At 66.2% G+C, this 13021-nt stretch carries 14 protein-coding genes; 7 read left to right on the plus strand and 7 right to left on the minus strand.

Annotated features, from left to right (window positions below):
* The first annotated feature begins 4 nt into the window (after positions 1 to 4).
* Together pdxA and rsmA are read left to right on the plus strand one after the other, a co-directional pair.
* On the plus strand, positions 5 to 1030 hold the full coding sequence (pdxA, locus tag U8330_RS11575) for a 4-hydroxythreonine-4-phosphate dehydrogenase PdxA (RefSeq protein WP_323105425.1): 1026 nt from the start codon (positions 5 to 7) through the stop codon (positions 1028 to 1030).
* Complete coding sequence (rsmA, locus tag U8330_RS11580; RefSeq protein WP_323105426.1) at positions 1030 to 1869, plus strand: 16S rRNA (adenine(1518)-N(6)/adenine(1519)-N(6))-dimethyltransferase RsmA; 840 nt, start codon at positions 1030 to 1032, stop codon at positions 1867 to 1869. Before pdxA ends, rsmA begins: the two co-directional genes overlap by 1 nt.
* Positions 1870 to 1875: 6 nt before the next feature.
* Here rsmA and gmk read toward each other — a convergent pair whose 3' ends face one another.
* The 7 genes from gmk to fabD all read right to left on the minus strand — a co-directional run bounded on the left by gmk (position 1876) and on the right by fabD (position 8904).
* Positions 1876 to 2544, minus strand: a complete 669-nt coding sequence (gene gmk, locus U8330_RS11585; RefSeq protein WP_323105427.1) for a guanylate kinase — start codon at positions 2542 to 2544, stop codon at positions 1876 to 1878.
* A gap of 2 nt (positions 2545 to 2546) precedes the next feature.
* Positions 2547 to 3434, minus strand: a complete 888-nt coding sequence (locus U8330_RS11590; RefSeq protein ID WP_323105428.1) for a YicC/YloC family endoribonuclease — start codon at positions 3432 to 3434, stop codon at positions 2547 to 2549.
* A 103-nt stretch (positions 3435 to 3537) separates the two neighbouring features.
* The gene (gene mltG, locus U8330_RS11595) at positions 3538 to 4776 is read right to left on the minus strand and encodes an endolytic transglycosylase MltG (RefSeq protein WP_323105429.1); all 1239 of its coding nucleotides are present in this window, start codon (positions 4774 to 4776) and stop codon (positions 3538 to 3540) included.
* Between the two features lie 252 nt (positions 4777 to 5028).
* On the minus strand, positions 5029 to 6288 hold the full coding sequence (gene fabF / locus U8330_RS11600; protein ID WP_323105430.1) for a beta-ketoacyl-ACP synthase II: 1260 nt from the start codon (positions 6286 to 6288) through the stop codon (positions 5029 to 5031).
* Positions 6289 to 6466: 178 nt separating this feature from the next.
* On the minus strand, positions 6467 to 6703 hold the full coding sequence (locus U8330_RS11605) for an acyl carrier protein (RefSeq protein ID WP_323105431.1): 237 nt from the start codon (positions 6701 to 6703) through the stop codon (positions 6467 to 6469).
* Positions 6704 to 7124: 421 nt separating this feature from the next.
* On the minus strand, positions 7125 to 7862 hold the full coding sequence (gene fabG, locus U8330_RS11610; RefSeq protein ID WP_323105432.1) for a 3-oxoacyl-[acyl-carrier-protein] reductase: 738 nt from the start codon (positions 7860 to 7862) through the stop codon (positions 7125 to 7127).
* A 100-nt stretch (positions 7863 to 7962) separates the two neighbouring features.
* Positions 7963 to 8904, minus strand: coding sequence for an ACP S-malonyltransferase (fabD, locus tag U8330_RS11615; protein WP_323105433.1), 942 nt, complete (start codon positions 8902 to 8904; stop codon positions 7963 to 7965).
* Positions 8905 to 9132: 228 nt separating this feature from the next.
* Here fabD and U8330_RS11620 point away from each other — a divergent pair, with 228 nt between their 5' ends.
* From U8330_RS11620 to rplI, 5 genes are all read left to right on the plus strand, one after another.
* A complete protein-coding gene (locus U8330_RS11620; RefSeq protein WP_323105434.1) occupies positions 9133 to 10176 on the plus strand; it encodes an aldo/keto reductase in 1044 nt (347 codons plus the stop codon).
* Positions 10177 to 10461: 285 nt separating this feature from the next.
* Entirely contained in the window at positions 10462 to 10902 is a 441-nt protein-coding gene (gene rpsF, locus U8330_RS11625) for a 30S ribosomal protein S6 (RefSeq protein ID WP_323105435.1), read from the plus strand.
* A 23-nt stretch (positions 10903 to 10925) separates the two neighbouring features.
* Positions 10926 to 11174, plus strand: a complete 249-nt coding sequence (gene rpsR / locus U8330_RS11630; RefSeq protein ID WP_323105436.1) for a 30S ribosomal protein S18 — start codon at positions 10926 to 10928, stop codon at positions 11172 to 11174.
* Positions 11175 to 11359: 185 nt separating this feature from the next.
* Positions 11360 to 12349 (plus strand): DUF2232 domain-containing protein, encoded by a 990-nt coding sequence (locus tag U8330_RS11635; RefSeq protein ID WP_323105437.1) that lies wholly within the window; start codon positions 11360 to 11362, stop codon positions 12347 to 12349.
* A gap of 24 nt (positions 12350 to 12373) precedes the next feature.
* Positions 12374 to 12952 (plus strand): 50S ribosomal protein L9, encoded by a 579-nt coding sequence (gene rplI / locus U8330_RS11640; protein ID WP_323105438.1) that lies wholly within the window; start codon positions 12374 to 12376, stop codon positions 12950 to 12952.
* The last annotated feature ends 69 nt before the right edge of the window (positions 12953 to 13021 follow it).

Below are 13021 nucleotides of genomic sequence, written 5' to 3' on the forward strand. Positions count from 1 at the left end.
TCTCATGACCGATCCTCGACAGGTGCCCCTCGCCCTGACCATGGGCGACCCCTCCGGGATCGGCCTCGACATCACACTGGACGCCTGGACGCGCCGGGATGCGCTGAGCCTCCCGCCCTTCCTCTTCCTCGGCGATCCCGCGGCGCTCTCGGCCCGGGCCGATCTGCTCGGCCTCGCCGTGCCGATCCGCGAGGCCGATTGCAGCAGCGCGGCCGCCCTGTTTGACCAGGCCCTCCCCGTTCTGCCGATCCGCTGCCCGCAGCCGGTCACCGTCGGCCTGCCGGACAGCGGCAATGCCTCCGCCATCATCGGCGCAATCGACCAGGCGGTAGCGCTGACGCTCGCTGGAGACGCCGCCGCGGTGGTGACCAACCCCATCGCCAAGGCCGTGCTCTACGAGGCCGGCTTCGGCTTTCCCGGCCACACGGAATATCTGGCCGAGCTTGGCGGGCAGGCCGGCGGCCGCCCGCTCCTGCCTGTCATGATGCTGGCGGGGCCGAAGCTGATGGCGGTGCCGGTCACCATCCACATTCCGCTGAAAGACGTGCCGGCCGCGCTGACAGCCGACCTTATCGAAACCACCTGCCGCATCACGATCCATGATCTGAGGCTGCGTTTTGGCCTGGCCCAGCCACGCCTGGCGGTGGCTGGGCTGAACCCGCATGCCGGCGAAGGCGGTGCGCTGGGCTTCGAGGACGACGCCATGATCCGGCCGGTCGTCGAGAAGCTGAAGTCGGAAGGTTTGTCCGTCGAAGGCCCCTTGCCGGCCGATACGCTCTTCCACGACCGCGCCCGCGCCGGCTATGACGTGGCGATCTGCATGTATCACGATCAGGCGCTGATCCCCGCCAAGGCGCTCGGCTTCGACGACAGCGTCAACGTCACGCTCGGCCTGCCCTTCATCCGCACTTCCCCCGACCACGGAACGGCCTTCCCGATCGCCGGACAGGGCATCGCGCGACCGGACAGCCTGGTGGCCGCCCTCTCGCTTGCCCGCCGCCTGGCCGATACCGGGACCGGAGCCCACTGATGGCCGCGATCGACGGCCTGCCGCCACTGCGCGACGTGATCGCCCGCTTCGGACTCGACGCGCGCAAGGCGCTCGGCCAGAACTTCCTGCTCGACCTCAATCTCACCCAGAAGATCGCGCGTACCGCCGGACCGCTCGAGGATGCGACCGTGATCGAGGTCGGCCCCGGCCCGGGCGGCCTCACGCGCGCCATCCTGTCGCTCGGCGCCCGCAAGCTCGTGGCGATCGAGCGCGACAGCCGCTGCCTGCCGGCGCTCGACGAGGTTTCTGCCCATTATCCGGGCCGGCTGACGGTGATCGAAGGCGATGCGCTGAAGGTGGATTTCGCGGCCTTGGCGGCAGAGCACGGGGACGGCGGGCCGGTGCGCATCATCGCCAACCTGCCCTATAATGTCGGCACCCAGCTTCTGGTCAACTGGCTGACGCCGTCGGCCTGGCCGCCCTTCTGGGCGTCGATGACGCTGATGTTCCAGCGCGAGGTGGGGCTGCGGATCGTGGCCAGCGAGGATGACGATCACTATGGCCGGCTCGGCGTTCTCGCCGGATGGCGCACGGACGCCAGGCTCGCCTTCGACGTTCCCCCGCAGGCCTTCACCCCGCCGCCCAAGGTGACCTCGACCGTGGTGCATCTGGAGCCGATCGTCGCGCCGATCCCCTGCGACATCGCCAAGCTCGAACGGCTGACCCAGGCCGCCTTCGGCCAGCGGCGCAAGATGCTGCGTCAAAGCGTCAAGTCTCTCGGCGGCGAAGCCCTCCTCACCCGCGCCGCCATAGACCCCCAACGCCGCGCCGAAACGCTGAGCGTCGAGGAGTTCTGCCGTCTGGCGAATGCGCTCTAGCCGCCCTCAGAGCTTTGGCGTTTCCGTAAGCAGGCCGCGGACGAATTCGAAGAGGCCGGGGCGGCGGTCGCGGCGCAGGCGTTCGGCTTCGACGATGGCCTGGACGGCGGCAAAGGCACTGTCCAGGTCTTCGTTGACGACAATGTAGTCGTACTCCACCCAGTGCTCGATCTCGGCGCGGGAATTGGCAAGGCGCGTGGCGATCACCTCTTCCGTATCCTCGGCGCGCCGGTGCAGCCGGGACTGCAGCTCGGCCATGGACGGCGGCAGAATGAAGATCGAGACGACATCGCCGCCCATCTTCTCCTGTAGCTGCTGGGCGCCCTGCCAGTCGATGTCGAACAGCATGTCGCGCCCTTCCGACATGGCCTGCTCAACTGCGTCGCGCGGCGTGCCATAGAAATTGCCGTGCACCTCGGCCCATTCGAGCAGGGCCTCCGTCTGGCGCAGGCCTTCGAACTCGCGGATCGACTTGAAGTGATAGTGCCGTCCATCGATCTCGCTCGGGCGCCGCTTGCGCGTCGTCACGCTCACCGAAATGCTCATCTGCGGATCGGCTTCGAGGAGGTTGCGGGCGATGGTCGACTTGCCAGCGCCGGAGGGCGAGGAAATGACCAGCATCAGGCCGCGGCGGGGAATGCCGGAGGCGGAGGTCGGCGTTTCGACGGGGGTCATGATCACTCCAGATTCTGGACCTGTTCGCGGAACTGGTCGATGAGCACTTTGAGCTCGATCCCGGCCGCGCTGACGGCGGCGGAGGAGGATTTCGAGCAGATGGTGTTGGTCTCGCGGTTGAATTCCTGGCTCAGGAAATCCAGCTTGCGGCCGACGGGACCGCCCCGGCCGATCAGAAGCCGCGCGGCCTCGATATGGGCGTTGAGGCGGTCGATCTCTTCGCGCACATCCGCCTTGGCGGCGAGCAGCGCGATCTCGGCATGCAGGCGGTCGCGGTCGAGCGAGACGGCATTGTCGGTCAGGAGGGCGATCTGCTGCGTCAGCCGCGCGGAGATGGCGGCCGGGCTGCGGGAGGGATCGGCCTCGATGACGCGCGTCAGCTCCTCCACCTCGCCGACGATGCGGTGAAGGACATGGCCGAGCGCCGCACCCTCGCTCTCGCGCATGGCCGCCATGTCGTGCAGCGCCAGGTCCAGGCCGTCGAGAATCGCCGCGTCGCGGGCGGCCTTCTCGTCTTCCTTTTCCTCCGGTTCCTTGAACTCGACCACGCCCCGGATCGCAAGCAGCGTGTCGAGCCGCAGCGGCGCAGGGTCGATGGCATCGCCGAGCTGCGCACGCAGCGACAACACGGAAGCGAGCGCCGCCTGGTTGATCACCGTCTCCACCTGCGTCTCGCTGCCGCTGACGGAGAGATTGACCTGCATGTTGCCGCGGGAGAAATGGTTGGCGAGCCTTCGGCGGACCTCGCTGTCCAGATGATCGAGCCCGGCCGGCAGGCGCAGGCGCAGGTCGAGGCCCTTGCCGTTGACCGAGCGCAGCTCCCAGGCCCAGCGGGTGCGCCCGCTCGTTCCCTCGCGGCGGGCAAAGCCGGTCATGGACTGCAGGGACATTGCGTTCTCCTCGGGCCTCAGAGGCAAATGTTTACGGCCCCGGCCCGGTCCGCCGCAAGGGCGAAGCGAGCCGGGGCCGCATGATCCACAAAGGGATGCGCGCTCAATCCTGAACGGGCAGCTGTGCCGGGGCTTCGCCGCTCGGGGTCTTGGCCGCGGCATTGGCCTTTTCCGCCTGGATCTTGCGCCAGCGGCGGACGTTCTGATTGTGCTCGTCGAGCGTGGCCGCGAAGACGTGACCGCCCGTACCGTCGGCCACGAAATAGAGGTCCTTAGTGCGCGAAGGCTGTGCGACGGCCTCCAGCGCCGCCCGGCCGGGATTGGCGATCGGCGTCGGCGGCAGGCCCTTGATCATGTAGGTGTTGTAGGGCGTCTGCTTCTCCAGGTCGGACTTGTAGAGCGCCCGGTCGGCCGGCTTCCCGTCGCCGCCGAAAATGCCGTAGAGGATGGTCGGATCCGACTGCAGCCGCATGCCCTTGTCGAGGCGGTTCAGGAACACCGAGGCGACGCGCGAGCGTTCGTCGGCAATGCCGGTTTCCTTCTCGACGATCGAGGCCAGCGTCACGAACTCGTCGCGCGACTTGATCGGCAGATTCGGGTCGCGCTTGGCCCAGATCTGCTCGACGATCGATTCCTGCGCCTTCTTCGCCTGCTCGATGATTTCAGCGCGCTTGGTGCCGCGGGAGAACTTGTAGGTGTCCGGGCGCAGCGAGCCTTCGGGCGGCAGCGTGGCGGGCAGATCGCCCTCCAGCACCGGATCATCGGCCAGGCGACGGAACATCTGCTTGACCGTCAGCCCTTCCGGCAGGGACGCGGAATAGAGGATGGACTTGCCGGACTTCAGAAGCTCCATCACCTCGAGCATCGAGGCGCTGGCCTTGATCTCGTATTCGCCGGCCTTGAGCGTCTGGCCGTCGAGATAGGCCTGCGACATGAAGCGGAAGACGCGGCCGTCGGAAACGATGCCCTTGCGCTCGAGGCTGGAGGCGATCTCGGCCATGCCGGCGCCGTTCGGCACGATGAAGTTGCTGTTGGCCGTCAGCGGCCCCCGTGCCTCGTAGGAGGTCATGGCGTAATAGGCGGTGCCGGCCGCGGCGATGGTCACGCAGACCGCCACCGTCATCAGGAAGTTGAGGAAGATGACCAGCTGGCTGCGCGCCTTGCGCGAGCGCCTCGGCGGTTGGGGAACCTTTTCCGGGCGCAGGGCTTCGGTCGGAGATTTGGGGATGATCGGCCCGGAGCGGCCCGTCTCGGGGCGGCCTGCCTCGGTTCGGCTCGCCTCTGTTCGGCTTGCCTCGGTGCGGCCAAATGCAGACCCGCTCTTGTCGTTCGCGTCGCTCACGCCAGTCCTGTTTCCGGAGTTCGCCGATACGGTTCATGCGCCGCAGCCCGGTGCGAACTCCAGAAGAGAATCGAGCCAGCGGTCATCGGTACAAAGGGCATGCAGCGTCAGCCTTCGAGCTTGCGCGGATATGACCCCATAGTCCAGCCTGGACGCGGACGATGACAGGCCGATGTCGGATGTCCGACCGCAGCCTGCCGCTCCTTTGAACCGAGCATTGCGGCAAAAACAGGATCGGCGGCCGCAATGGCGTCAGGCGTAGCGGCGCATGACCAGCGAGGCGTTCGTGCCGCCGAAGCCGAAGGAGTTCGACAGCGCGACATTGATCTCGCGCCGGCGCGCCTGGTGCGGCACGAGGTCGATCGCGGTATCGACGTCCGGCGTGTCGAGGTTGAGTGTCGGCGGGGCGACATTGTCGCGGATCGCCAGAGCGCAAAAGATCGCTTCCACCGACCCTGCGGCACCCAGCAGATGGCCGATCGCGGACTTGGTCGAGGACATGGACAGCTTGGCGGCATGGTTGCCGACCACGCGCTCCACGGCGCCGAGCTCGATCGTATCGGCCATGGTGGAGGTGCCATGGGCGTTGATGTAGTCGATGTCGCCCGCGCTCAAGCCTGCGCGCTTCAGCGCCATGCTCATGCAGCGATAGGCGCCGTCGCCGTCTTCCGAGGGCGCGGTGATATGGAAGGCGTCGCCGGAGAGGCCATAGCCGACGATCTCGGCATAGATCTTGGCGCCGCGCGCCAGCGCATGCTCCAGCTCTTCCAGAACGACGATGCCGGCGCCTTCGCCCATGACGAAGCCGTCACGGTCGCGGTCATAGGGGCGCGAGGCCTTCTGCGGATCGTCATTGTGCTGGGTGGACAGCGCCTTGCAGGCGGCAAAGCCGGCCAGCGCAATGCGGGAGATCGGCGATTCGGTGCCGCCCGCCACCATCACATCGGCATCGCCGAGCGCGATCAGCCGCGCTGCGTCGCCGATCGCATGGGCACCGGTCGAGCAGGCGGTGACGACGGAGTGATTGGGGCCGCGCAGCTTGTGGCGGATCGAGACCTGGCCGGAGGCAAGGTTGATCAGGCGGCCGGGAATGAAGAAGGGGGAGACGCGCCGCGGGCCCTTGTCGCGCAGCGTATAGCCGCCCTCGACAATGCCTTCCAGACCGCCGATGCCGGAACCGATCATCACGCCGGTGGCGATCTGGTCGTCATCGCTTTTCGGGTGCCAATCAGCATCGTCGAGCGCCATATCGGCGGCGGCCATGGCATAGATGATATAGGGGTCGACCTTGCGCTGCTCCTTCGGCTCCATCCACTGGTCGGGATTGAAGGTGCCGTCGGTGCCGTCGCCGGTCGGGATGCGGCAGGCGATCTTGGCCGGGAGATCCTCGACCTCGAACTCGGTGACTTTGCGAGCGGCGTTCTTGCCCGCGATCAAACGGGACCAGCTGATTTCCGTCCCGCAGCCGAGAGGGGAAACCATCCCGGTTCCGGTGATTACAACACGCCTCATGAACCGCAATCCACCCTGAAAATCATGTCATGCTCCGGCGCCCTCCGGCCGGATGGTCTGCCCGGTACTGGACGCCCGGACCTTTCGAGGGCTGCCGCCGCGCCGGACCCTGTCACTGCAGGACGGCGCAGGGCGGCATCGAGCGGGTCGCGAGAGCGTCCCGCCCGGTTCTGGTCGATCAGGCCTGCGCCTTCTCGATGAACTTGACGGCATCGCCAACCGTCAGGATCGAGTCGGCGGCATCGTCCGGAATCTCGACGCCGAATTCTTCTTCGAAAGCCATGACCAGTTCGACCGTGTCGAGCGAGTCCGCGCCCAGATCATCGATGAAGCTCGCACCTTCGGTGACCTTGTCGGCATCAACGCCAAGATGATCGATGACAATTTTCTTTACGCGTTCTGCGATGTCGCTCATGTCGGATTCCTCGACCTTCGTTATCTGTTCGGCCCCGCGATCTCCGCAGCAGCCGTCTCGTTGCTCATCGCCCGAACCTGAATGGTGCGGCCGATCCGTTGTTCAATTGGAAGGGTACCGGATGCCCATCGCCTTGGCCGGCGCCGGCATCCCCCTCCACGGCTCGCCTTGCCGTCTCAGCCGATCGTTCAAGATCACGCCTTCCAAACAGCAATGCAAGTGTTGCAGCGTGCGCGTCCGTCAAGTCCGACCGGCAGCCCTGCAAGGCCGCCTGAACGACCACGGCCCGCTTAACACGGTTTAAAGACTCCGCAAAGCGCGAATTTGGCGGTTTGGGAGGCGCTCAACAGCCGTTTTCCGGGCTTTTCGTTGCGCGCACGGTGGCGGCAGGGAGACGGCTTGCACTCCCCGCCCCCATGGATCAGATCATCGCCATGCCGCCATTGACGTGAATGGTCTGCCCGGTGACATAGGCCGCCTCATCGGAGGCGAGATAGGCGACGGCGCCGGCGATTTCCGCCCCGGTTCCCATCCGCTTCATCGGGATCGCGCCCATGATCGCGTCCTTCTGCTTGTCGTTCAGCTTGCCGGTCATCGCGCTTTCGATGAAGCCCGGCGCCACGCAGTTGACGGTGACGTTGCGGGTGGCGATCTCCTGGGCAAGCGACTTGGAAAAGCCGATCATGCCGGCCTTCGAGGCGCAGTAATTGGCCTGGCCGGGATTGCCGGTGACGCCGACGATCGAGGTGATGTTGATGATGCGGCCATGGCGGCGGCGCATCATGGGATGCGTCAGCTCCCGCGTCAGGCGGAAGACGGATGTGAGGTTGACCTCGAGCACCTTGTCCCAGTCCTCGTCGCTCATGCGCACGAAGAGCCCATCCTTGGTGATGCCGGCATTGTTGACCAGGATATCGACACCGCCGAGATCGGCCTCCGCCTTTTCGCCGAGCGCCTTGACCGCGGCGCGATCGGAGAGATCGGCCGGGAAGAGGTGAACGCGCTCGCCGAGCTCGTTGGCGAGCGTCTCCAGCTTTTCGACACGGGTGCCGTGCAGGCCGACGGTGGCGCCCTGGGCGTGCAGGATGCGGGCGATCTCCTCGCCGATGCCGCCGGAGGCGCCGGTCACCAGAGCCTTGCGGCCAGACAGGTCGAACATGGTTTTCATCCTTCTCGTCAGGGTCGGCAGATCAGCGGGCTGCGGTCCCGGTTTCCTCGTGGCCCGCTCTCCCTCACGGCGCGGACCCAATCTCAAACGTTCAGGCGAGCGCGGCCAGCACCGCCTCGATGTCGGCCGGCGTATTGACGGCCGTGCCGGTCACGTTTTTGTCGATGCGGCGGGCAAGCCCGGTGAGAACCTTGCCGGCGCCGATCTCGTAGAGCGTCGTCACGTCGTTTTGTGCGAACCAGCTGACCGTTTCGCGCCAGCGCACCTGCCCGGTCACCTGCTCCACCAGGAGATCGACGATCGTCTCGGCCGAGGTTACCGGCGCGGCGCGCACATTGGCGACCAGCGGGACGACGGGATCCTGGCGAGGCACGGAGGCGAGCGCCTCGCGCATCGCCTCGGCGGCGGGCGCCATCAGCGTGGAATGGAAGGGGGCGGAGACGGGAAGAAGCAGAGCACGCTTGGCGCCCTTCTGCGACGCAAGGCTCGCCGCCTGCTCCACCGCCGGCTTCAGGCCGGAAATCACCAGCTGGCCGCCGCCATTGTCATTGGCGATCTGGCAGGCGCCGAGCGGCGAGGCCTCCACGCACACAGCCTCGACATCGGCATGGTCGAGGCCGATGATCGCGGCCATGGCGCCCTCGCCGGCCGGGACTGCGGCCTGCATGGCATTGCCGCGGATGCGCAGAAGGCGGGCCGTGTCGGACAGCGTGAAGGTGCCGGCTGCGCACAGCGCCGAATATTCGCCGAGCGAATGGCCGGCGACGTAAGCCACCTTGGACTTCAGATCGAGACCACGCGCCTGCATGACCCTCAGCGCGGCGATCGAGACGGCCATCAGTGCCGGCTGGGCGTTGGCGGTCAGCGTCAGTTGATCCTCCGGCCCGGTCCAGATGATGTCGGACAGCTTTTCGCCCAGCGCCTCATCGACCTCCGCGAAGACGGCCGCGGCTTCCGGAAAGGCGTCCGCCAGGTCCTTGCCCATGCCGACCGTCTGACTGCCCTGGCCGGGGAAAGTAAATGCAACCGCCATCTGACACTCCTTCACCATTTCGCCCTCCATTCACATTCTCTGCCGGCAAGTCAAGGGTTGGAGGCGTCCCGGAGCCGCCCGGGCGGCTTGACCGACGCGTCGGCAGGATTATTGTGCGTCGCCACAGGCCGCCGCCGCGCGCCGCCCCAGCTTCTTCACGTTAAGGAGGCGGACCATTGTCCGATCTCCTTCCATCGATCCGTCCGCTTCTCTCCCAAGGTTCTTACCATGAAGTACACCACGCTCGGCCGCACCGGCATCGAGGTCTCGACCATCTGTCTCGGCACCATGACCTGGGGCTCGCAGAACACGCAGGAGGAGGCCTTCGAGCAGCTCGATCTCTCCTTCCGCGCCGGAGTCAACTTCATCGACACCGCCGAACTCTACCCGACCACGCCGCTGTCCGCCCAGACCTACGGGGCGACCGAAGTCATCATCGGCGAGTGGATGGCCGCGCGCGGCAATCGCGACCAGGTCGTGCTGGCGACCAAGGTGGCCGGGCCCGGTCGTCCCTATATCCGCAACGGCGAGCCGACCACGCCCGAGGGGCTGACCCAGGCGCTGGACGCAAGCCTGAAGCGACTGAAGACCGATTATATCGATCTCTACCAGCTGCATTGGCCGAACCGCGGCCACTATCATTTCCGCAATGCCTGGAGCTACGATCCGACCCGCCAGGACGCGAAAGCGGTGGCCGACGATATGGCGGGCCTGCTGGAGGCGCTCGGCACGCAGGTGAAGGCGGGCAAGATCCGGGCGATCGGCCTTTCCAACGAGACCGCCTGGGGCACGCAGCACTTCCTGACCCTTGCCGAGCGGCTTGGCCTGCCGCGCGTGGCCAGCGTGCAGAACGAATACAATCTTCTCTACCGCACCCATGACCTCGACTTCGCCGAGCTCTCCCACCACGAAACGGTCGGCCTGCTTGCCTATTCGCCGCTCGCCGCCGGCCTGTTGAGTGGGAAATATGTGGGCGGCGTGCGCCCCTCCGGGTCGCGCCTGACGATCAACGGCGATCTCGGCGGCCGTTTCACCCCGCATCAGGAACCAGCGGTGGAAGCCTATGTGGCGCTTGCCCGCGAGCTCGGGCTCGACCCCTCCCAGATGGCGCTCGCCTTCGTCCTCTCCCGCCCCTTCACCACCGCCGCCATCATCGGCGCGACCTCGATCGAGCAGTTGAAGACCAATCTGGGCGCGGCCGATCTCACCCTTTCGGACGAGGCGATGAACGGCATCCGCCGTATCCACCGGCTTTATCCCATGCCGATTTGAGGCAGGCTTCGCAGCCCGTGCCGCAGCACGGCTTGCATTCCCGGCGAAAGCGCGTATAAGCCGCGCTGTTCGCAACACCCGGTCTTCTGGCTGGTGGCTGAACGGAGGGCAGGTTCCGCTTTTCGGCGGGGCCGCATGGACCAGAGGGTCCGAGCCTCCCGTGTCTCCGCTCTCGACCGTCTCGAAACAACACTTTCTTGCCGGCGCGCACGCGCCTTCAAAGAACAGTCGTTGAGGCTTAGCGCCACGATCGGGTGAGTTCAACGCAAGAAAGGCAAGCCATCCATGGCTCTTTATGAACATGTTTTCCTGGCCCGCCAGGACATTTCCGCACAGCAGGTCGATGCCCTCGTCGAGCAGTACAAGGGCGTGATCGAAGCCAATGGCGGCAAGGTCGGCCGGGTCGAGAACTGGGGCCTCAAGTCCCTGACCTACCGCATCAAGAAGAACCGCAAGGCTCACTACGTGCTGATGGACATCGATGCCCCGGCTCCGGCCGTGCACGAAGTCGAGCGTCAGATGCGCATCAACGAAGACGTTCTGCGCTACATGACCATCGCCGTCGAGAAGCATGAAGAAGGCCCGTCGGCCATGATGCAGAAGCGCGACCGCGACGACCGTCCGCGCCGCGATGGCGACCGTCCGGAGCGTTCCTTCGGTGACCGTCCGCGCCGTGATGGCGACCGTGACGACCGTCCGCGCCGCCCGCGCGAAGACCGCGCCTGAGCCCTGTTTAGGAGAAAAAGACAATGGCTGACATCTCTTCCGCTCCGGCACGCCGTCCGTTCCACCGCCGCCGCAAGACCTGCCCCTTCTCGGGCGCCAATGCACCGCGGATCGACTACAAGGACGTTCGCCTCCTGCAGCGCTACATTTCCGAGCGCGGCAAGATCGTGCCTTCGCGCATCACCGCCGTTTCGCAGAAGAAGCAGCGCGAACTCGCCCAGGCGATCAAGCGCGCCCGCTTCCTCGGCCTGCTGCCCTACGTTCTGGCCTAAGACCGGGACCGCCGGTCTCTTCAGGCCGGCCCGTTGACATGATCGGCCGGCGCGGTTTCCCCCGCGCCGGGCTCTCCCTTCCGCGATGGGCGCGGATCGGAACCGCCGGATTCGGCACATCCCATGTTGGGGCCTCGGCGCGCTGCGCCTTCTCCCCTAACTGCCTTGCGCGCAGGACAGCGACCGTGACACGCTTGAACAGCACCGTGCTGCCTGTCGGCATCCTTGCCGGCCTGACCGCAGCCTTTCTCTCGCTCGGCGCCAACACGCCGTCGGGGCTGGCGATCGTGCTCTATGCGGCATCCGCGCTCCCTGTCCTGATTGCCGGCCTCGGCTGGGGCAATCTTGCCGCCATCGTCGCCGTCGTCACTGCCGGGCTTGCGACCGGCCTCTATGTCTCGCCCACCTATGCGCTGCTCGTGCTCTGCGTCACGCTGGTGCCTGCCGCCTGGCTCTCGCACCTCGCCAATCTGGCGCGCCCGGCAAGCGAAATCGGTGGGCCGGACGGCGCCATGGCCTGGTATCCGCTCTCCGACATCCTGACCCACCTCGCCGGCCTGGTGACCATCGGCATGCTGGTGATCGGCGCCATGCTCGGCTACGATCCCGACATGTCCGGCCGGATGATCGACATGGTCATCGAAACGCTGAAGAGCCAGGAGCCGACCTACAATCCGGATGCCGCGACGGTCGTGCAGATGAAGGCGCTGTTTGCGCTGGCGCTGCCGCTCATCCAGGGCGCGCTCTGGGTCATGATGCTGTTCGCGGCCTATTATCTGGCAACGCGCATCGTCTCGATTTCCGGCCGCAGCCTGCGCCCGCGCGAGGATATTCCCTCGACGCTGCGCATGCATCGCTACGCGATCTTCGCCTTCCTGATCGGCATCGTGCTGACCTTTACCGGCGGCATTCCGGCGATCATCGGCGCGCTGGTCTGCGGCACCTTCGGCGCCGGATTCTTTCTCTCGGGCTTTGCCGTCGTCCACTTCCGCACCCGCGGCAAGAGCTGGCGGTTGCCGGTTCTCTGGCTCGGTTATCTCTCGGTGGCGCTCTTCACCGTGCCGGCCATCTTCTTCCTCGTGACCGGCATGGTGGACACCCGCCGCGCTATCGCGCTCTCGCCGGTGGGTCCTGCCCGTCCCGGCCCGAAAACACCCCCATCCAACGACACCTGAGACACATCAGAAAGGACAAGTCCCATGGAAGTCATTCTCCTCGAACGCGTTGCCAAGCTCGGCCAGATGGGCGAAACCGTCAAGGTTCGCGACGGCTTTGCCCGCAACTTCCTGCTGCCGACCGGCAAGGCGCTGCGCGCCAACGCCGCCAACAAGGCCCGCTTCGAAAGCGAGCGCGCCTCGCTCGAAGCCCGCAACTCCGAGCGCAAGAGCGAAGCCCAGACGATCGCCGACCAGCTGGACGGCAAGACCTTCATCGTCGTCCGCTCCGCCGGCGAAACCGGCCAGCTTTACGGCTCCGTTGCCGCCCGCGACATCGCCGAAATCATCTCGAACGAAGGCTTCTCCGTCGGCCGCAACCAGGTCGACCTGAACCAGCCGATCAAGTCGATCGGCCTGCATGAGGTCACGCTGCACCTGCATGCCGAAGTCGAGATCACGGTCACCATCAACGTTGCCCGTTCGGCCGACGAAGCCGAGCGCCAGGCCAAGGGCGAGAACCTGAACTCCGCCGACGCGATCTACGGCGTCGACGAAGACGCCCTGCGTCCGGAAGACTTCTTCAATCCGGAAGCCGAATATGGCGACGAAGACGAAGCATAAGCCTTCGCGCCTCGCATGAGAAAAGGCCCGGATCGCGCTGCGATCCGGCCCTTTTCCGTTTGAAGAGCC

It is taken from the genome of Rhizobium sp. CC-YZS058 (genome assembly GCF_034720595.1).
GTDB lineage: Bacteria > Pseudomonadota > Alphaproteobacteria > Rhizobiales > Rhizobiaceae > Ferranicluibacter.